The following is a 24,056-nucleotide window of genomic DNA, read 5'->3' as shown; positions in this document are numbered from 1 at the left end:
CTTCAACGATTTTTAGGGCAACTAATCGATTTGTTTTTCAAAATGTAGGAATACACATCAATTTTGTAACACCAATTTACAAATAAAAAAACCTACACATCATGAAAACAATGATTACCCAAAATCAAATTTTTCGCCCTGCATTTACAAACACACGCTTTTTGAAGCAAGCCTTTTTACTTTTGGCCTTGCTGTTTTGTGTTTCGATTTCATGGGGGCAAATTGCACAACGTGGTACTGCTACCACCAATGCCTCCAACTTGTCGGGTTCCAACAGAACGTTATCCATTGCAAGACCTGCAGGCGTAGTAGCGGGTGATGTTTTGATTGCTACGATTGTTCAAAATGAAACCGATAATGATAATGGAGGATTATCGGCCAATACCGCCTCGGGTTGGATTTTAGTATCCAGTGGATTGGTACGTTCGGATGGAACGGCTAATGGCGATAATGCTTGGTTTGGAACTATTTTATATCGTATTGCCGATGGCACCGAAGGGGCAAACTTTTCTTTTGCCATGCCCAACGATAGAGCGGATATGGCCATCGGAAGTATCGTGGCTTTCTCAGGGGTTGCCACCAATGCGCTTCGCCCTAATGGAACCGCTGGAGGTCCTTTTGACGTAGTTCCTGGAACATTCAACAATCAAAATTCAGCGACTCCAACAGCCACTGGAACTACGGTTTCATCAGCCAATGCAGCGGTATTGATGATTTCTATGATAAATAATGACCGTACATTCAGCAATTGGTCGAATTCACGCACAGAACTTTTTGATCACAATACCACCCTTACTGATGATGCTTCAGTGGGAGCGGCATGGAATGCTTGTGTTTTATCAGGTGCAACAGGAGATGGAACTGTAACTTTATCGGGTTCTGATCGTAGTTCCTCCATCTTGTTGGTGTTGCGAAGAGCGGCTCCCTTTACCGTAGGAAGCGCTTCTAGTTCACCAACCCTATGTTTAAATGCCACAATGCCTTCTATCACCCACAGCACACAAGGAGCAACTGGAATCGGTACGGCTACAGGTTTACCCGCTGGTGTAACGGCAACTTGGAGTTCAAACACAATTACCATCAGTGGAACACCTACCGTAGCGGGAACGTTCAACTATAGTATTCCACTTATCGGAGGATGTTCTTCAGTTGTAGCGACTGGAACGATTCGAATCAATCCTTCACCTACCCAAGTTACGGCTGTGGCTAGTGTTCCCAATCCGTTATGTTTGGGTCAGTCGGTTAATTTGATTGCCTCTGCCAACTCGAATTCTTCAACGTCGGTTACGGTATTGAATGAAAATTTTAACAGTGCGACCAACAACTGGACAACTACCAATACAAGTACATTAGGAAATCCAGCACTTGCGGCATGGACCTTACGTTCTAGCGGCTATGACAATACATTTGATGTGTTTACCTCGCCCGATAATTCCCAATTCTATTTATCAGACAGCGATGCTCAAGGTGTAGGCAGTATCACTGCGACTACATTACAATCCCCAACGTTTTCAACTGTTGGATTAGCTGCGGCTACCTTATCTTTTCAACACTATTATCGTTTTAACGGAACAGAAGCAGCGGTAGTTCAAATTTTTACCAACGGAAATTGGGTTGATTTGGTGACCTATTCTTCAACACAAGGCGCTGCCAATAATTTTACAACTGCTACGCTCAATCTAAATGCGTATTTAAATCAGTCTAATTTGGCCATTCGTTTCAAATATGATGCTTCATGGGATTGGTATTGGGCGATTGATAATGTTGTAATCAATGGAACGTTAAGCAGTGCTCCAGAAGCTACCTATGCATGGACTTCGAATCCGGCAGGGTTTACTTCAAATGTTAAAAATCCAACAGGATTGACCCCATCGGTAACCACAACCTACACGGTAACAGCGACCAATAGTTTTGGATGTTCTTCTACCGCTGAAGTTACTGTAGTAGTAATCGAACCCGTAAATTATACTAGTGTCACGGCTGATGCCAATGATTTGTTAGCCAATCAAACCACCACTTTGCGTGTCAATGGCTTAACAGGAACCAATGCCAATGCCTCTTGGTATTCAGCGCCCAATGGGAATGGCGACTTTTTAGGAACAGGTGCTGTGTTGCCCAATATGGGTCCAGGAAAATATTATGTTCAAATCACAGGCGATTGTGGTACACCTTCTGAAGAATCAATCGAGGTTTTAGGAAACAGCAATTGGACAGGCGCAATCAACACGCTATGGAATGTACCTGGAAACTGGGCTGAAAATGTAGTGCCAAACGCGTATTGTAAAGTGAGCATTGGCACGGCTAAAACGGCTGAAATTATTGCTACGAATGGTACTGCGTATAATGTAGTGGTAAGTGGTACAGGCGTGTTGACCGTGAGAGCCGGAAGAAATCTTACCGTTACAAATCAAATTTCAACTACGGCGGCTACCAATTTCATCGTAGAAAGCAATGCCAACTTGGTACAAATCAATGCGGTGACCAATGCAACTCCCATTACCGTTCGTCGTAGAAGTAGTGCTTTAAAACGTTTGGATTATATTATGTGGTCGGCACCTGTAACTGGACAAAACTTATTAGGGTTTTCTCCTTTGACATCGGTTTCTCCAACGTCGCGTTTTTACAGTTACAACACAACCACCAACTTCTTCAATTCGATTACGGCTCCAGCTTCAGTGACGATGGAACGAGCTCGAGGGTATTTAATTCGTGTTCCCAACAATCATCCTACCTGGGCTACAATTTGGAACGGACAATTTGTAGGCGTACCTCACAATGGAACCATTTCGATGCCTTTGACCAATTCGGCCGACCCAACAAAACGCTTTAATATGATTGGAAATCCATATCCATCAACCATTAGCTTGGAGAAGTTTTTGGATGCGAATCAAAATAACATCCGCGGTACGGTTTATTTTTGGAGAAAAACCAACGGAGCTCCTCACAATTCGTACTGGGCGATTTCTAAATTCGGACATTCTTCCAATGGGGAAGGGGTGAATCCTAACGGGGTTATTCAAGTAGGACAAGGATTTATTGTAGAAGCTCGCGAAAATGCTACTGAAGTGGTGTTCAATAACGATATGCGTATTTTGAACAATGCGAATCAAATGTTTAGAGCAGGTGAAAATGCGACGCAGAGCGTGTCTAATGACCGTTACTGGTTGAAAATGACCAATACCAATGGTGCTTTTTCTCAAATCATGGTGGGGTATTTTGCAGAAGCTACGAATGGATTGGATACCGAAATTGATGCCAAGCAAATTGCTGATGGAACTATTTTGTTGAGCTCAACTATTGGAAGTGAAGGCTTTGCGATTCAAGGACGTCAGGCTCCATTTATGCCTACCGATGTAGTGCCCTTGTCGTACACAGTAGAAGCTGCAGGTTCTTACACGATTGCATTAGATGGTATTGAAGGAGTGTTTGAAGCCGATACAGCGGTGTATTTGAAAGATAATGAAACGGGTGCAATGCATTTATTGAATGAGGGTGGTTATACGTTTACCACGGCTCTCGGAAGTTTTGCTAACCGTTTTGAAATTCAGTACCAAACCTTATTGAATACCCCAACAATCACCGATACGCCCGGCGTGAAAGTACAGTTGAACAAAGGTCAGTTAATGATTCAATCCCAAGAAGAGGCTTTGCAGTCGGTGGAAGTTTTTGATTTGAACGGCCGTAAATTACATGCATCAGGAACTGTAGAAGGGTTTCAACACACTGTTAATCATTTGCCTACGAATGCAATTTTGATTGTCAAAGGTGTTTTTGCCAACGGTCAGAAATGGGTTAAAAAATTAGGAAATTAAGTCGGTTTATTTTGTAAATAATATCATGTTAAAAATAAAAATAAAGCCTGCTTAAGCGGGCTTTATTGCATTTTGTCGAGGTTTTTAAGCGTTAATCGAATAGCTTATTTTGTTAAAAAAATATGCATTACTTTAGATTTCTAATTGACTTAGCGCTTTGTATTTCAAGGGATTAAGAAGGGTCGATTTTGAAAAAGCTATGGATAAATTTTTTCGGTATTTCATTGTAGTAATATTGATTTTTGGCGGGTTATTGCTTGATTCAGCACGTTTGCAAGCCCAGGTTAACTCCTACAATTTCGCTCAAAATATTGTGGGCTACACTCCGCTAACTGGAGGTACTACTGCCTTTGCCGCGCCTTGGGATAACAACACTGCCCTTCAAGTGCCCATTGGGTTCACCTTTAATTATGACGGCACCGATTTCACGCAGTGTTTTATTAGTCCCAATGGGTTTATCACTTTGGGGGTTAATGCACCTTTGGGAACTAATTTTATTCCGCTGAGTAGTGCAGTAGCTTACAACACAGGAAATACGGGAGGTGCAATAGCGCCCATGGGGGGAGATTGGATATCGAATGGTTCGCCCATTGAATATGGCATTGAGGGTACGGCGCCCAACCGTACTTTTGTAATACAATGGACCAATGCCAACCGAAAAAGCGGCACGGTAACCCTTCCTGGGGACTTTGATTTTCAAATACGGCTATCCGAAACGACGCATACGATTACGTTTGCTTACGGAAATTGTGATACTTCCTTAACCACAACCTCCTATAATGTACAAGTAGGTCTTCGTGGATTTGATAACAATATAGTCCAAGGGAATGTGTTTAACCGTGTTCAAGGGAGTTCGCAGTTGTGGGGAAATGCGGGGGCTACCACCCAAGGATTTGCCAATAGCTCAACCCTTTTTACCAACCCATCGGCGTACCCCAATTTTGGATTGCAATTTGTTTTTACTCAAAATCCACCCTGCGCCATTCCTTCGGCTTTACCGACGGGATTGATTTTAGGAGGAACGGGTATAACAAGTACTTCTTTTGTGGGGAACAGTTTTACGGCACCAACGCCAGCTCCCTCTCGTTATTTGATTGTGAGAAGTTTGTCGGCTACACCGCCCACTTCAGCTCAATTTGTCAATCGCGTTTTTTATCCTGTAGGAACGGTTGTAAGTGGCTTTACGGTGATTGCCAACTCCAATTTGACAACGTTTAACCAAACGGGATTAGCACCAGGGACGACCTATCACTATTGGGTAATTCCTTTTAATGAAAAATGTTTGGGTGCTCCGTTTTATAATTTGTCTTCCCCGTTGTATGCCAATGCTACCACGTGTTTTACCACTGCTGTTGCTACCGCAGCTACAGCCGTAGGAGGGAATGATTTTGTAGCCAACTGGAATGCGGTAGCTGGGGCCACGAGTTATTCGGTGGATGTTTCGACCAATAATACGTTTACTGCCATTTTACCCGCTTACAATAATTTTAATGTACCCGCTGGAACAACAAGTCTTAATGTGACCGGTTTGTTGCCTTTTACCACCTATTTTTATCGGGTTCGTGCCAATGGTCCAGGTTGTATTTTAAATAGTGGGACAATTTCGTTAACCACTACTTGTGGATTTTATACCATTCCTTACCTCCAAAATTTTGATACCACTGCCATTAATGCACTTCCCAATTGTTTTGTGGCTTTAAATAATAACGGTGACACCCAAACTTGGAATGTGCAAGCCACAACTTTTTCCTCGGCACCACGTTCCGTTTTTATCAACCGTAATGCCACCGTTGATATGAACGATTGGTTGATGGGACCTGGGTTGAATTTAACAGGTGGAGTTTCCTATCGTTTGATTTTTCGATACAATACAGGAGCCGTTGCGGCCACCACCGAAAATTTGACCGTTTTCTACGGAACTTCTCAAACAGTGGCTGGGATGACCAACAATTTGATCAACTTAAATGGAATCAATAATAGTTTTTTTGAAACCGTAACTATCGATTTCGTTCCAGCGACTTCAGGGGTGTATTACCTCGGATTCCGCGGGTCAAGTATTGCCAATCAATCCTACTTAGCATTAGACGATATCAGTGTTACTTTATCGCCTTCTTGTATTGACCCTACGAACCTTGCCGTAGGCGCTATTGGTTCGACGACCGCTTCTATTGAATGGACGGCTTCGACCACTGCCCCCTCTGGTGGATATGAATACTTTTTGTCCACCACAGCAACGCCTCCTACAGCGGCTACAACCCCTACGGGTTCTGTCGGGCCTGGTGTTACTACTTTAAATTTAACGGGATTGATTCCAAGTACCTTTTATTGGATTTGGGTTCGAGGCAATTGTGGTCCAACCGATAAAAGTGTATGGACTGCCGAAGAGACCTTCAATACCGAATGTTCCACGCCAACCGTAACGTCTACGATTCCTGTGACTCGATGTGGTTTTGGAAACGGAACGTTAACGGCAACCCCTTCAGCAGGGGCGACGATTCGATGGTATGATACTCCCGTGAATGGGGCAATCATTGGTACAGGAAATACCTTTACCACTCCAAATACTTCGACGAATCTTACCTATTATGCCGAGGCACGTTCTTTAGGGGCTATTGCTAAATTGGGTCCTACTTCACCTATTGCCCAATTGGGAGTGCGCAGTGTGCAAACTACTGTGGGGCAAATCGATTTTTCTGTTAATTCCATCACTACGTTGCTTTCTGTCGATATTTTTCCCATGGTTTCGGGACAAACCGGGCGTATCATTGTGCGAACAAATACAAATATTCCTTTAGCAACCATCAATTACACAACTGCCGTTTCAGGAGGCAATACGCTTCAAGCTATTCCAATTAACATTCCTCTAGATCCTGGTATGTATAATCTGTTTTTTGAAACACTTCCAGCTTCAGGGTTGCGAATGAATACCACCAATTCAGCTTATCCTTATACCAACGCTGTGGCCACATTGGATGGAAACAGTGTCGATCCTAATTTTTATTTAGCCGCCTATAATTGGCGATTTACCACCCAATGTTTATCCCCGCGCGTTCCCGTGACCTTGTCCATTACGGCACCCCCTGCCTTGACGTTGAGCCAAAGTGCCTTGACGATATGTGAGGGCGAAACTACAGCTGTTGTTACTGTGAGTGGGGCAGGAGCTTACAATACCTTTACATGGACACCCAATACCGGTGTTTCGGGTTCTGCCGTTGCTGGATATACCTTCAATCCCACCGTAACGACTACGTATACTTTGGTCGCCAATCAAACAGGTGGGAGTTTATGTGGGAATTTAACTAGCATCACAATAAACGTGAGAACTGCTCCGCCAACCGTAGCTATTCTCCCTGTAAATCCTACCGTTTGTGAGAATAGTATCGTGCCTCTTTTGGGGAGTACAAGTTTAGCCACCCCGTCAGTTGTATTGTTTGAGGGGTTTGACGGCCCTACCAATAACTGGGTTGTAGCCAATACATCAACGGGAGGGACACCACTCAATTCTCAATTTACGATACGGCCAAGTGGTTATAATTATATCAATGCCTTTGGTTGGAATGTTACGTTTAATTCTCCTACGGGAACCCAGTTTTATTTGGCTAATTCGGATTCACAAAGTACGGAGGCAGGTTCTGTCACCCGAACAACGCTTACTTCTCCCGTATTTAGTTTAGCCGGGTATACCACAGCGCAGCTACAATTTGCACATTACATTCGTTTTATTTCCGGTGACCGTTTTTGGGTACAAGTTTCTCCTGATGGTGGTGCTACATGGACAACGATACAGTCGTATTTAGCTTCTCAAGGAGGACCTACATCATTTAACAATGTTAGCTTGTCCTTGGGTGCCTTTTTGGGGATGACGAATTTACAGGTTCGATTCAATTACGAGTCCAATTGGGGGTATTGTTGGGCCATTGATTCAGTATCTATTAACGGTAGTTTGGCGGCGGCGCTAACTTGGGAGCCTACAACCTTTTTGTTCTCCGATCCTGCGGCAACGATTCCTTATGTTTCAGGAACACCCGCCAGTGTGGTGTATACTAAACCCCTTTCAACTATCACTTATAGCGCTACTCTAACGGGGTCCAACGGTTGTGTACGCGTAGGCACCAGCACGATTACCGTGGCACCAGCGACCAATCCTGGCGTCTTAGGTAGTAGTCAGTTGGTCTGTTCTTCGGCAACCCCTGATAATTTAGTCCTCACTGGAAATGTGGGTAATATCATTCGTTGGGAATCCGCCGATGATCCTGCCTTTACCGTCAATATTGCTACCATTACCAATACGACCAATACCTTAACGCCCGCGCAAATGGGAGTTATTAATCCCATAAAGTATTATCGTGTGGTCGTCCAGAGTAGTCCATGTACCGCTTCTTTTTCCAATATTGTTTCAGTGGCCTTACCTGTGACTACTTGGAATGGAACTGCTTGGAGTAATGGAGTACCCAATGCCAATGTACGAGCCATTTTTGCAGGTAATTTTACATCAACTGGAAATATTACGGCATGCTCCGTTCGGGTCAATTCAGGTACTATTGTTTTTAGTGCCGGCCATTCTTTGGTAGTTACCAATAATGTTGTCGTGGCTGGAGGGTCGTTAACTTTTATGGATACGGCAAGTTTGGTACAACTTTCCGATACGGCTATCAATGGTGGAAATATTAGTTATCGTCGCACTACAACACCTATGCGCAAATTCGATTTCACTTATTGGTCTTCACCCGTTGCCGCGCAAGTGTTAAATGTTTTCAGTCCACAAACCCTTTCCGATAAATTTTTTATCTACAACCCAACCTTAGTGAATTGGGTCAATGTGGCCAATACCACCGTAATGACACCCGGAGTGGGTTACATTATACGGGCGCCCAACAATTTTTCGGCTACTGTTCCAACAGTATTTAACAGTAATTTTGTGGGGGTGCCTAATAATGGAGTATTTAATGTGCCAGTATTAAATTCAACGACCAATTATAATCTTATCGGGAATCCCTATCCAAGCGCTATTAGTGCCGATGCTTTATTGTCGCATCCCTCTAATGTGGGTGTTATGGATGGAACGCTCTATTTTTGGACGCACAATACCCCCATGGCCAATAATGGGTATACCAATAATGATTATGCGATATACAATTATTTGGGGGGAACAGGGACCAGTGCAGCGGTCAATCCTGGGGTCAATACGTCAATTCCCAACGGGAAAATTGCTGCGGGGCAAGGATTCTTTATGAAAGCCTTAAGTTCGGGGAATGTACTTTTTAATAATTCCATGCGTATAGTGGGCGATAACAATCAGTTTTTCCGTATGGCACAGGCTCCAGCAACAAACCCCACCACAGCACATCGTTACTGGTTGGAAGTCACCAATACCACAGGCGCCTACAAGCAAGCCTTAATCGGTTATGCACCCCAAGCTACCTTGGGTATTGACCGTGGTTTTGATAGTGATTACCTAAATGTAGGCTTGCCCGTAGCTTTGTATTCGGTTTTGCCAGGAAACCAAAAACTATCCATCCAAGGACGCCCAATGCCTTTTGAGGAGGCCGATCAAGTTTCGTTAGGATTTACAGCTGCCACTTCAGAGGATTACACCATTCGTTTGTCGGCCTTCGATGGTTTATTTACGGCTCAGGATATATTCTTGCGTGATAAATATTTAGAAGTCCTTCATGATTTAAAACAAGGACCTTATCAATTCCGTTCGGTGGCGGGTACTTTTGACGATCGTTTTGTGATAGTATACCGAACAAGTGCTTTGAATACTACCGATTTTGATTCTGAAAGTTCAATAGTGTTGTATCACACTACTCCGGAAACGATTACCGTAGCGGCACAAAAGGAACAGCTGGCACTCGTGAAAGTCTATGATGTGCGCGGCGCTTTGTTAGAGACGCGCATAGGGGAGGGAGCTACTTCCTTGACCTTCCAATTTGCGATACCGCAACAAGTATTGCTCTTTGAAATTACGACCACCGACGGTCGAAAAGTGATGCGAAAATATGTGAAATAACTTCAAAATAAAGCGTTTACCTCGGTAGGCGCTTTTTTTTGGTCTATGAAATGCACAAAAAAAGGATGAACTTCTCAACGTGTCGTCTTAAACGAGTTTTGATGTATTTTATCGAATTTATTTCAGTGCCCTTGGGTTCGATTGTAGTTTTGACCCAGAAAAATAAACGAAATCACAAACATGAACACAACCACTACTTCACCAGCAACTTCAAAACGTACTCTTGTATTCTTGGCGTTGTTTTTATTTTCTGCTTTCGGAATGTTTGGTCAAGAAGTGCCTGCGCAAAAAGAAGTTACTCCAGCTCCTGCTGTTGAAGTAGCTTATGAGTCAGAAACCGATTTAGTAAACTGGTTCATGTCTACCAAACAAAATAACTTAAATAAAGAGGAGCAAACCACAACCAAAGGGGCGTCTACTACAAAACGTCAAATCATCACTTCGGGTTCTCAACCCAACAAAGTGTTATACCGAACGTTTGTAAAGCGTATTGCTTCTCAAGAAACCGCTTTAGTTTAGTTTTATATATAATTTGGTTAGTTTACCCCAAAAGCCTGCTTATACCGAGCAGGCTTTTTTGTTGATAATTAGGTGAGCTCAATTTACAATACGATCCATTTCTTGCTGATATACAGGAGTTTGTATTTGATTTGAAAGTCAATTTTTACAAAATATACTGTGGAAAAAGCTAATAAACTATGTAATTCATCGTTAAAAACATTCGCTTTATCGATTTAACTTTTCTATGGGTTTTCGATTACGGTATTTACAAAAATTTAATGTAAATTTAGCGCCTATTACAACGTTTACCCAAAATAAATCGCTATGGCACAAAAAATACCCTTTTCTGTTTCGTTTTTCACGAGAATCCTCCTAGTGTTGGGCTTGTGGATTGGTGTTACCGTACCTACTCAAGCGCAGGTTTCTGCCTACACGGTTCAACAGCTCGCTGCGCCAGCCGCAAATACAGCTGGTTATTGGACAACGGGGGCAAATTTTAACACTAATAATAACGGTGTTGCCGCTTATGGTGCGGGTATAAATGTAGATGATGCAATTATTCCTGTTACGTTTGGAACTTTGACCAATGGGGCTGGATTTCAGTTTACTTACCGAGGTGCAAATCAAACCGCTGTGAATATTTCTACCAACGGTCATGTATATTTTGGTACAACCACTGGGACACCAGCAACAGAATACAATCCCATTTCATCAACAGTGACAACCTATTCGGCGGGTGCTATTGCGGTGTATGCTCGTGATTTGGATTTAATTGGAACTACAGCTACAGGGATTAATATTTTTTATGGTATTTCAGGAACGGCACCCAATCGTATTTTTAAAGTGATGTGGGTAGTGCGTCGATCCAATGGAGCCAACTCTTTTATTACTACTCCCACTGCTGAAACAAGTATGATCATGCAGTTGTGGTTGTATGAAACGACAGGGGTGATTGAAATGTATTATCAACCGACCAACTTTGGTTCTCAAGGAACTATTTCCCAAATGACGGGACAAATCGGTTTGCGAGGGAATAGTGTTTCTGATTTTAATATGCTCTCGTATCAAAGTCACACAGCGCCTTGGCCGAGTACGAGTATGGCGCAAACCACAACAAATAATGCATTGAATGTATTTACATCTGGAAATAGTGCCACATTAACGGCTACCATTCAAACGGCTTCCAACCGTTTGTTCCGTTGGACGCCTGTGACATGTCCAAGTCCAGGTACACCAAATATAACTGATATAACTCACAACAGTGCCACTTTAAATTGGACCGCACCAAGTCCTGCGCCCGCTTTAGGGTATGAATATTATGTAGGGACCTCGATGACACCAACGGTAACAAATTCAACCACTGGGCTTACAACAGGTCCTTTATCTCTGGCTTCAGGACAAACCTATTATTTTGCTGTACGTTCGGTATGTAGCGGTTCGGATAGCAGTGCTTGGACAACTTTGGGTTCGTTTCAAACCTATTGTGCGGTGAATGTACCGTATTATATTGGTTTTGATGGGGCGGGTATTGCCTCGGGTGCCCCCGATAATGATTTGGTGACCATACCGGGTACAACGCCCTTCCATGGCGGGTTGCCTTTTTGTACGCGCAATCAGAATTTAGCAAGTACAGGGGTAGGAAACCCATGGGTTACCTCCGATGAATCGCGCTACACCAATATTTATATGGATTTTCAAGGGAATTTCTTGATGTATAACGGTCAAGCTCCTTCAGCATCGGGTACGGCCAATACTTGGTTTTTTACCAAAGGCGTCAACTTGACGGCAGGAACATCCTATCGTTTACAATATTTATATAGTGGTACCGATAATCCACCAACGGCGTTGAATCGCATGCGTGTTTCGTATGGAACGCTACCATTTGCGGCCAACATGTCCACACAATTGGATGACAAGCCTGAAATTAAAGGAGGTCCTTCGATTTCAATTGTCAACTTTGTGCCGGCCACAAGTGGGGTGTATTATTTTGGATTCAATTGTTATTCCAATCCCAACAATGGACAGTTGGCGGTCGATGATATATCGGTAGACTTATCGGTATGTTTGCGTCCTACCAACGTATCGGTGGCTAGTATCACGGCTACTACCGCCTTGTTGAGTTGGACAGCACCCACTCCTGCGCCATCCAATGGTTATGTGTATTATGTATCCACTTCACCAACCACTCCCTCGTACAGTCAAGCGCCCACAGGTGCAACAGGGCCTGGGGTAACGGTAACCACCATAACGGGACTTACCGGAAGTACTACCTATTATGTATGGGTTCGTACCAACTGTGGTGGAGGTGATTTTGGCGAATGGGTAGCTTTAAATAATGCGGGTAATCCGTTCTTTACAACTTTGCCACCTCCTCCAGCATATTGTACGCCCTCTGGAGCTTCTTTCCCTCAAGATCCCAACGGTATAACGAATGTTACTATTGGTTCGATTAACAATACTACGGGTATTGAAACAAACAATTATGGAAACTATTCCAATTTGGTAACTATCGCTCCTCAAGGAGAAGTGATGAACTGTAGTATTACTTATGCTACGGGTTTTACCTATGATACCAATATTTGGGTGGATTGGAATAATGATGGGGACTTCGCTGATGCCGGTGAATTGGTGTATCAAGGCGTTTCAACGAATGCTATTCCTACTACATTGAATGCTTCGTTTACTGTGCCTTTGGCCCAGCCTTTGGGACCCGTTCGTATGCGTATTGGTGGGATTGACTTTGGTCCGTTTACCGATCCTTGTCGTAACGGAAATTATCAAGCCTTTGAGGATTACACTTTAAATGTAGTGGTAGCTCCACCGCCATTAGCGATCAATATTTCTTCTACAACACAATGTGCCGGTGATTGTTCTCCGTTGATTTCGATTACTACAGCTCTTGGTAATTATAATACCTATACATGGAGTCCTCCTTTGGGAGTTACTGGAACGGCAGCTACTGGGTATACCATTTGTAGTAACACCTCTATAACGTATACATTGACAGGAGTTCAAACATTCCCTCCTTTCAGTACTCGTAGTGTGACCTTCCGTTACAATGCGAATACCCGACCTACACCGATTACCATTACAACCCCTTCAGGCACCAATGTGTGCTCGACAGGTCCAGCGATTCCGATCAACACTTCGGGAGGTTTGGTGTCAGGATTCCCTATTTTAAATGAAGGATTTAATGGTGCTACCAATACATGGACAGTAGCTGGAACAGGTTCGGGTGCGCCTATTGCCAATTGGACGTTACGCCCTAACAATTTCGCTGGTCCTTTGGGAGCTATTCGAAGTAATGACAATACACAATTCTACTTGGCTGATAGTGATGAACCCGGTTCTGGAACTTCAATTTCTACCACGCTAACGTCTCCAGCCATCAATACGGTAGGGTATACAACTCTCGGATTGAGTTTTTGGCATTGTTATCGTTTCTTCTCGGGCGATTCCGGTCGCGTGCAAGCCTCTATTGATGGGGTAACTTGGACCGATTTAAGTGTTTACAGTTCAAACCAAGGAGGGTTGACCGCGTTTAATAATGTTATTATCAACTTGGATGCCTACATTAACCAACCTACCTTATTTATTCGTTTCCGATACGATGCTACTTGGGACTGGTTCTGGGCTATTGATAATGTTTTGGTATCGGGTACGGCAAACTCTTCCGTTACATGGTCGCCAGCCGCAGGATTATTTACTGATGCAGCTGCAACAACACCTTATGTAGCGGGTACTGGAGCAGCCACCGTATATGCTTTACCCACCACAACGACTACCTATACAGCCAGTGCAAGTACGTTGGCACCGGTATGTACCACGTCAACTAATGTTACGATTAATGTGACGACTGTAAATGCGGGTACAGCTGGACCTAACCAAACGATTTGTGATGGAGCCCCAGCCAATTTGACGCTGACGGGCCATGTTGGAACGATTTTACGTTGGCAATACGCAAGTGATTTAGCCTTTACGACACCGGTTGATATTCCGGCAAGTGCTACGGCAACCTTGACTTCGGCGCAAATGGGTACGTTAACGGCAACCCGTTATTACCGTGCAGTGGTCTCGTTTGGTGGATGTACGGCTTTCTCAACAGTGGTAACGATCACGTTTGATGCAACGACATGGAACGGTTCTGCTTGGAGTAATGGTCTCCCATCGCTAACGAAAGCGGCTATTTTTGCGGGTAACTTTACCTCAACTGGAAATTTATCGGCTTGTTCGGCAACCGTTCAAAGCGGTACAGTGGTCATTAACCCTGGGCATACATTGACCGTTCAAAATGCGGTGAATGTAGTAGGGGGTAGTTTAACCTTTGAAGATACTTCAAGTTTATTACAAAATACAAATGCAGTTAATAGCGGTAATATTACTTACCGACGCAATACAACACCAATGCGTAAGTTTGACTATACCTATTGGTCTTCACCAGTAGCTCCTCAGACCTTAGTGGGATTATCTCCTTTAACGTTATCAGATAAATACTTTACATTTAATCCTGTCATTGGAAACTGGGTTAATGTAGCTGGTAACTCGTTGATGGATGCTGGAAAAGGATACATTATCCGGGCTCCCAACAATTTTGATGTAGTGACGCCTTCGGTATTTAATGCGTCTTTCTTTGGAGTGCCAAATAATGGTCCTATTTCGGTGCCAATTGTATTGGGAGCGTCTGACGTGAATTTAATTGGTAACCCCTATCCGAGTGCGGTAGATATCGATTTGTTTATGGATTTGAATGGGGACACTGGAACCAATGTAGTTGATAAGACCATTTATATCTGGACTCACAACACTCCAATGACCAATAACAATTATACCAATAGTGACTATGCGGTTTATAACTATATGGGTGGGGTAGGAACCGCCGCGGCTCCGGGTCCGAATTCCAATGTGCCTAATGGGAATATTGCTTCGGGTCAAAGTTTCTTCATCAAAGGGTTGTCTGCCGGTACTGCGTTGTTTAATAACAGTATGCGTATAACGGGGAACAACAATCAATTCTTCCGTTCGGCTGAAGATAAAAGCCGCATTTGGTTGCAAATTTATGATGGAGCTGCCGGCTATAAGCAAGCGTTAGTGGGTTATGCACACGGAGCAACGGATGGAATTGACTCTGGATACGACGGTGATTTGTTTGCGTCGGGGACTCCAGTGAGCATTTATTCTTTAGTAGGTTCACATGCCTTAACTATTCAGGGTCGTGCATTGCCTTTTGAAGATACCGATGTTATTCCATTAGGCTATAGTGCTACAGCTCCAGGTAATCTAACCATTGGCTTGCATAATTTTGACGGATTATTTGAAGCACAAAACATCTATTTAAAAGATAAGGTGTTGCAAGTATTGCATGATTTAAAGTCAAGTGATTATGCCTTTACTTCGGCTCAAGGCACATTTAACGATCGCTTTGAATTGGTTTTCACCAACAGTGCATTGAGTACTCCCTCGCTTGAATTTGATCAGTTGGTGGTGGTGTATGTAGAGAACGGTGTCATTCGCGTGAAGTCCTCATTAAATGCATTACAAAAAGTAGACATTTATGATATCCGTGGGGCTTTACTCGGAACTCAAAGTGCAACTGGATTGGAATCTTCATTCAGTAATTCTTTGTTTGCTCAGCAAATACTTTTGGTCAAAGTGACCGATGAATTCGGCAATACTTTAACAAGAAAAATACAGTATCCTTAGAAAGTAATCTAAGAAATTAATAACAAAAAAATCGGCAAGAGTGTATTTTGTCGATTTTTTTGTGTTTATATCGGTTTTGTTAATGGGGTGTTAACGAGGTATTATTTCTTTTATTAATTTAACACATTAATTAACCCAATTTTTTTAATTATGATGGATAACTACAATTCAAAGGTTAGGGAAAATGCTTTCTCTGGCTGTTCGAGTAGTTCCTCTGGCTATCCGAAGAATAATGGAGTCAAAAGGAATTATCGGACAACTTGGTTTGTGAGTTTAATGATGCTTGTGATTTCTACAGTATCATTAATCGCGCAAGTAGGTCCTCCGACGTCGGGTGCTGGAATAACAAATGGTTATTCTTTTGCCCAAACATCAGGGACTTACACGCCATTGTCTGCTTCTAGAGTTATTTGGCAATCCAATGCCACTCTAGGGACAGATGCAGTTTCAAGTGCTGTGACGTTGCCATGGACATTTAGGTTCAATGGTAAAAGTTACAACAGTATTCGAATTAGTAACAATGGTTTTATCACATTTGGTGATAACCCTCCATTGGCTACTACTTATACTGGGCTAAGTTCTAACCCAAACCCCAACTATGAAGGGGCTATTGCTGGCTTTGCTGTTAACTTGCGAAATGCAACTACAACAACCTCTGAGATTTCTTATGAAACGGTAGGAGGGAATACGTTTGTGGTTCAATTTCAAGATTTGCAGGGGAATACCGCAGCAGCTGCACAACGAATTACTTTTCAGATTCAATTAGAACAAACTACAAATGTTGTTCGTATTGTTTATGGAACTTGGGCTTCAGGAACAGCTGCCTTAACTGGACAAGTAGGTTTGAAAGGAGGGGAATCTTCCGATGTAAATAACCGTACTGGTACAAACTGGACCACGACAACAGCGGGTACACTTACTACTAGCAGTTGTACGTTAGGAACCACTGGAGGTACAACTATTCCTGCTAGTGGATTAACATTTACATATACCCCAGGAACTTGGGTTTCTGCCACAGGTACATATGCTTCTTTACCTTTTACCGAAAACTTTGGTACTTGGGCAAATGGAAATTCAACAGGTGATTTGCCAAATGCAACTAATTGGCGTTCATGGCCATCACGAGGCGATACATCTTGGCGTGCTAACAATGCTGGGGTTTCTGGATTTACCTCAACTTCAGGTTGGACATCAACAACTGAGTCTACAGCTACTGCAATTACAGCGCCTGCTGTAGTTCCAACAGCTAGATTCCATTCTTATGACGCATCTGCTGGTAGTTTTGGTTATATGGATTTATTTGTTGATATGTCAACAGGAGGTCCTGGTACAAGAACTATCGCTTTTGACTATAGAAATCAATCAGGTACTGATGCTTTACAAGTTCAAATTTCAACCGATGGTGGATTGACTTTTACGAATTTAGGAGCTGCTTTGGGTATAGCTACATCTTGGACTAATGTTACAAGAGTTACAGCATCTACCTCAGCAACAACTGTAATTCGGTTTTTAGGTACGGGTGATTTTGGAAGTGATGATATTTTTATTGATAATTTAAACGTTTCGGCAACTCCCTCATGTATAAATCCTACAGCTTTGACAGCTTCTTCAGTTACGGCTAATGGAGCTACTATCTCTTGGACTGCTCCAGCTTCTGGTAACACTCCTGTGGGGTATGAGTACGCTGTCACAACCTCTCCTGTACCACCTACATCTGGTGCATTTGTAGCTGCTACAACTGCAAGTGTGACAGGATTGTCTGCTGTAACAACATATTACATACATGTACGGTCTGTTTGTACAATTGGTACAGACATAAGTACTTGGAGTACTTCTGCTCCCTTTGTTACTCCATGTAATCCAATTACAACATTACCATGGAATGAAGGCTTTGAATCTACAACTCTTGGAACAACAGTAGCAGGGTCTTCTACCAATTTACCTAGTTGTTGGACAAGCCAATCTACACAATGGAGTTCAACCAATGCTACCACGTATAACACCGCCAGAACGGGGTCGAATTATATTCGTTATGCATGGTCTACTACCAATGCTTTTATGTGGACACCTCCATTCCAATTAACAGCAGGAGTTTCTTATGACTTTTCGTTCTTTGGTCAAGGAGATGGTTTTACGGGCTGGAATAATGATATCTTTGTGAATACGACTCCTTCAGCTACAGGTGCAACCCAGTTAACACCAACATACACGGCTGCGGGTTCGGGAACAATAGCGATTCAGTCATACGCTAAAGTAACGCGCTCATTTGTTCCACCAACTACAGGGGTGTATTATTTTGCAATACGTGGAAATCAGTCAAGTGGAACTCCGTGGTATATGGCTTTTGACGATTTCAGATTGGAGTTAACACCCACATGTACGGAACCTACGGCTTTAACCGCTAATGGAATCACGAATACCTCTGCTAATTTAAATTGGACAGCGGCAACGATTACACCGGGTAATGGATACGATTATTTTGTGTCTACGACAAATACAGCTCCTACGGCTTTAACAACGCCAACAGGTAATGTGACTGGTACTACAGTAGCTTTGACTGGATTAAATAGCAATACGCAATATTTCTATTGGGTTCGTGCCAATTGTTCAGTTTCTGATCAATCCGCTTGGGCTGCTGGTGGTTCGTTTACCACGCAATTAGTGGTGCCTACGCCTTACAATGAGCCTTTTGCGACAACGACAACACCAACTGGCTACAATTTAACTAGCTTCTTTATTGGTACACCTGCAGGCGGAAATCCTGGGAATTCCATTTATATAAACTTATGGTCATCCACAACCTCAGGTAACTTCTCTACGGTTAATTTAGGTCCTGTTTTGGCGGGGCAAGTGTTAACTTTTGATTATCGTAACATCAATTTTGGTGCAGGAGCAACTACATCTACAGGTACAGGTACAATTCTAGTTCAGATTTCTACGAATTATGGCACAAGCTATACTACACTTGAGACTATTAATATTGACTCAAATATCAACTGGAGACCCAAAACGTATAACTTATCAGCCTATGTAGGTCAAAATGTAAAAATACGTTTCCAAGGAACTTGGGCAACAGGGGATTACTATTTTGCTGTTGATAACATCAAAATTGATACCCCATGTTCAGGTGCTCCTTTAGTACCTAACGTAACTCCTGTAGTACAACGTGTGTGTCCTAATTTACCCGTATTGCCATTTACAGCTAATGGTGTTGATACAGGGATTGGGGTTACCTACCAATGGGAACAATCTACCGATGGCGGAGCCTCATGGGGTAATGCTGTAGGAGGTTCAGGAGCTACTACTGCTGTGTACACTCCTCCTGTTTTCGCAGGTACAACTATTCAGTATCGTTTAAGATCAACGTGTACCAACACGTCGCAAGATTCTTTCTCGAATACAGTAGAAATCAATAACAACGCGAACCCACTTCCGTTGAATGAACCATTCACCAACTTAAATACGTTGGGTGGTTGGACGGTTACTGGTGGTTTTGCTATTGGTACCGCTCGTGGTGCTACAGGAAACCCTGGAGCAAATGCCTTTACCAACCTTTCTACTTCAAATACTACGGCTACTTTGTCAACGGCTAAGTTTGGACCTGTTCAAACAGGTATGGCAGTATCGTTTGATTTGAAAATATCTAATTTTGCTTCTCCATTTGCACCACCAGCTGCAGGTTGGGGATCCATTGAAGTGTTGGCAAGTACTGATTGTGGTACAAGCTATGTTGCTATTGGTACCATTAGTGATGCGCCTACGGCTTCTTACCGTAATTACAAGTTTAACTTGGGTGCTTATGCAGGACAAAATGTAAACATTCGTCTAACTTGTTCTTGGTTAACAGGAAGTTATGATGTTTCTATTGATAATCTACGAATTGATTTTACAGCTCCAGTTATTGATAGTTTCACCCCAACTGCTGTATGTTTCAATGAAGGCGGTACGGTAAACTTAACAGGATATTCCTTTACTGGAACTACCGCTGTTACGCTTAACGGTGCTCCAGTAACTTCATTTACAGTTAACTCTGATACTTCAATGAGTGTTGTGGTACCTTCTGGTGCTACTTCTGGAGTGTTTGCCGCTACCAATGCTTACGGAACAGGTTCAAGTGTGAATTCACTAACCATTACACCTAATCCAACGGTTGACCCAATTGTAGGTTCAACTAACGCTATTTGTTTATCATCACCTAGTTTAGCTTTGACAAACAATACTGCGCAAGGGGTATGGGGAACTTCAAATCCTGCAGTAGCTACAGTTAATGGTGGAAATGTTACTGCCTTAGCGGCAGGTGCTGCAACAATTACGTATACAGTCACTGTAAGCGGTTGTTCAACAACAGCTTCTTATCCTATCAATGTGTATGCTCCCGTTGCAATTACTACGCAACCTAGTGGTGTTGCTATCTTAACAGGTACAAACACCTCTTTCAGTGTGGTAGCTACGGGTTCAGGTTTAGCTTATCAGTGGTATGAGTCTACTGATGGTGGATTCAATTTTACTGCTGTTGTAGATGGTGGAGAGTACTCAGGGGCTACTACTGCTACGTTAACATTAACGGCTGTTCCTAGTTCATTTAACAATAACCGTTACTACTGTCAAGTTACTGGAACGGCTCCATGTACTTCTTTAGATTCGAATACAGTTATCTTAAATGTAGGGAACACGGCTATTACTACACAGCCTACTAATGTTACGCTTTGTGAATCAGGAGTTGCAACCTTTAGTGTTGTTGCTACGGGTACAGGATTGACGTATCAATGGTATCAAAATGACGGTATTGAAGAACTTCCTTTAGAAGATGGAGGTGATATCAGTGGGGCTACTTCAGATACCCTTGTGATTCAAAATGCGGATAATACACGTAATAATTATACCTATTATGTCGTAGTAAATGGTGGAAATATTGTTTCTTCTAATACAGTTACGTTATTTATCAATACAGGGGTTTCTGTATCAACGCAACCCACAGACGTTACGGTTTGTCGTACTACAGGTAATGCTGTATTTACTGCTGTTGCTGCTGGTTCAGTATCTTCTGTTCAATGGCAAGTTTCTGCCAATGGTACAACAGGATGGACCAATGTAAGTGGTGGTACCTATGATTCTATCACTGGAACGACTACTTTGACTATTCCAGTTACGGGTTCTTCAACAGTTGGAACAACTTTCTATCGTGTTTTAGTCAATGTTGCTGCTCCTTGTACAGGAGTGACTTCTTCTGTAGCCTCGTTAACCATTCAACAGCCAACCATCACAGTTACACCTGGAAGTGCTACCTATTGTGTACCAGGTTCAGCCGTATCGTTAACGGCTAATGGAGCGGTATCCTATGTATGGTCTCCAGCAACTGGATTATCTGCAACTACAGGGGCAACTGTATTAGCGAGTCCTTCGACAACTACGGTATATACTGTGGTAGGAACTGATGCTTTAGGTTGTACTAATTCAACTACAGTTACAGTTACCGTTTCTAATACAGTAACCGCTTCAGCAAATGCTTCTGAATTAGGCGTGTGTCCTTCGACTGCGGTTAATCTTACTGCAAATGGAGTATCATCGTTCACACCAGCCAACATTGGAAGCTATGTATTTGCAAACACAACGTCACCCTATGCAACTATTGTTGGACAACCAGGAACTAGTGCAGTGACTTTGTCAAGTATGGATGATTCAATTTCTGCGACTCAAACTATTCCGTTTACCTTCAATTTTGGCGGTACAGATTTTACTTCGTATAAAATCAACTCCAATGGATGGATAAACTTAGGAGGTGCTTCAGTAAGTACAACTAACTATTCTGCATTGAACGGTTCAGACAATAATGTTATTGCTGTTTTCAACCGTGATTTAAATGGTAATAATACAACTGCAACATCCTACTACACCCAAGTAACAGGTACGGCTCCAAACCGTATTTTGAAAATTGAGTGGGTGAATGTACGTAGTTTCTCAAGTACAGTGAATCCAGCAACCGCTAATTTCCAATTGTGGTTGTATGAAGGAAGTAATATCGTAGAAATGCGTTATGGTGCTTTCACAACTTCTTCAGGAAGAACAGCTGGAGGAACTGTTCAAGTTGGTTTACGTGGGGCAAGTAACGCCTCTGTCAATGTTCGTTCTTTGAATAATATTGGTGCATGGTCTTCACCAACTGTGGGAACGGCAGCAATTTCAACTTGTGCTGTGGGAACTTTTGCGGCACCATTATTACCTGATAATGGACGTTTGTATCGTTTTACACCTAGTAACTTACCAACGTATACTTATGCATGGACCTCAAATCCTCCTGGATTTACGTCATCATTGCAAAACCCAACGGTTAACCCAACAGTTTCTACTACGTATAACGTAACGGTAACTTCGGGAACAGGATGTTCAGCTACTGCATCGGTAACGGTAAATATTGTAGCTGATGCGATTATTACTACGCAACCTGTGGCTCCAGCACCATTGTGTCAGGGAGGAAACTTCTCGATGAGTGTTGCGGCAACGGGTCCTGGTTTGACTTATCAGTGGCGTTTGAACGGAAATAACATTTCTGGTGCTACTGCCGCTACGTATTCTGTAACGGGTGCTTTACCAGCACAATCGGGTACCTACGACGTAGTCGTGACCCCAGCTTGTGGAAATGTGGCCATCAGTGATCCTGTAACAGTAATTGTTAATCCAACGCCTACGGTTACTGCACCAGCTACTCAAACCTATTGTGTAAATGCTACAACATTACCAATTGTATTGTCTGGTACTCCATCGGGTGTTACTTTTGAAGTTTCAGGAGGTGCTAGCATAGGATTAGCCAACCAATCGGATGTAACTGAGATCCCATCTTTCACAACAACTGCCTCGGGTGTTGCTACAATTACAATTCTTCCTAAAGCTAATGGCTGTATTGGAACTCCAGTTAACTTCACTATTGTAGTTAACGCGCTTCCATCTGCTCCAGTAATGGGAGGTTCGACTTCTCCAATTTGTGAGAATTCCCCTGTGAATTTAACGGCAACTTCTTCTGCATTAGGATATGCAATGAACCCCAACAGTGGTGTTGCGTTTGTTGACATTAGTACTACAGGTACGGCTGTAACTTCAATTGCTGATGATTCAGAGCATAATGTAACTATTCCTTCGTTCACCTACTTCGGAACTACCTATACCACTGCTCGTATTGGTAACAATGGAGTACTTGTTTTAGGCTCTACTGCAGGTGATATTTACTGGGTGAATTCTCCACTACCGCAAGGAGGTAGTACTTCTGCTTCTACAGGTCTTGGAAATGCAGGTGCTGCTGCACTTTGCCCATGGTGGGATGATTTAACCCCGGGTACCGGCGCAAGCATTCGTACGCAAACTGTAGGAAACACGTTTATCGTTCAATGGACCAACCAAGATAGCTTTAGTGCTACGGGTACAGGTACCATCACCTTCCAGATTCAGTTAGATACTGTAACAGGTCAGATTCACTTTGTATATAATGATGTGTTATTCTCTGGAACAGATACAGTGAATGATCGAGGTGCTTCTGCCACTATTGGTTTGAACTACAATGCTACGGCAGCTTTACAGTATTCTCACAATACCGCTAGTTTGAATAATGGACAGAGTATTACCTTTACTCCATTTGCTTTAGCCTACTCATGGACAGGTCCTAATGGATTTACATCAAACCAACAAAACCCAACAATTGCTTCTGCAACAACAGCGGCTTCTGGAACCTATACCGTGACTGTGACCAACACTACGACAGGTTGTTCTATTGCTGGAAACCGTACAATTAGTGTATTGCCAAATGTTACCTATTATCAAGATGCCGATAATGATGGTTTCGGTAATATTGCGGTCACTAGTATTTCTTGTACAGGTGCTCCTGCTGGATTTGTGGCTAACAGCTCAGACTGTAATGATGCTAATGCTTCCATTCGTCCAGGTGCAGTTGATGTATGTTACGACGGTATCGATAACGACTGTAACGGTAACATCGATAACTTAGGTTTACCTGGAGGTTGTACCCCAATTGTGAGTACAAT

At 42.8% G+C, this 24,056-nt stretch carries 5 protein-coding genes; all 5 read left to right on the top strand.

Features of this window, described 5'->3' with window-relative positions:
* Positions 1 to 101 precede the first annotated feature (101 nt).
* Positions 102 to 3,812 (top strand): hypothetical protein, encoded by a 3,711-nt coding sequence (locus BUC17_RS02335; RefSeq protein ID WP_073361221.1) that lies wholly within the window; start codon positions 102 to 104, stop codon positions 3,810 to 3,812.
* 199 nt (positions 3,813 to 4,011) lie between these two features.
* Entirely contained in the window at positions 4,012 to 9,825 is a 5,814-nt protein-coding gene (locus BUC17_RS02330) for a choice-of-anchor J domain-containing protein (RefSeq protein WP_073361219.1), read from the top strand.
* A gap of 180 nt (positions 9,826 to 10,005) precedes the next feature.
* A complete protein-coding gene (locus BUC17_RS02325) occupies positions 10,006 to 10,344 on the top strand; it encodes a hypothetical protein (protein ID WP_073361217.1) in 339 nt (112 codons plus the stop codon).
* A 306-nt stretch (positions 10,345 to 10,650) separates the two neighbouring features.
* Entirely contained in the window at positions 10,651 to 16,026 is a 5,376-nt protein-coding gene (locus BUC17_RS02320; protein WP_083544712.1) for a GEVED domain-containing protein, read from the top strand.
* Between the two features lie 150 nt (positions 16,027 to 16,176).
* On the top strand, positions 16,177 to 24,056 hold a 7,880-nt coding region (locus tag BUC17_RS02315; protein ID WP_143161692.1), incomplete at its 3' end, for a fibronectin type III domain-containing protein.

The sequence above is a fragment of the Flavobacterium fontis genome (assembly GCF_900129405.1).
GTDB classification, from domain to species: domain Bacteria; phylum Bacteroidota; class Bacteroidia; order Flavobacteriales; family Flavobacteriaceae; genus Flavobacterium; species Flavobacterium fontis.
This window is presented reverse-complemented; position numbering and strand designations above follow the sequence as displayed.

What these genes read in the sequence shown, in the direction of transcription:
- BUC17_RS02335 (WP_073361221.1), top strand. Translation starts at nt 102, where the DNA reads ATGAAAACAATGATTACCCAAAATCAAATTTTTCGCCCTGCATTTACA.
- BUC17_RS02330 (WP_073361219.1), top strand. Translation starts at nt 4,012, where the DNA reads ATGGATAAATTTTTTCGGTATTTCATTGTAGTAATATTGATTTTTGGC.
- BUC17_RS02325 (WP_073361217.1), top strand. Translation starts at nt 10,006, where the DNA reads ATGAACACAACCACTACTTCACCAGCAACTTCAAAACGTACTCTTGTA.
- BUC17_RS02320 (WP_083544712.1), top strand. Translation starts at nt 10,651, where the DNA reads ATGGCACAAAAAATACCCTTTTCTGTTTCGTTTTTCACGAGAATCCTC.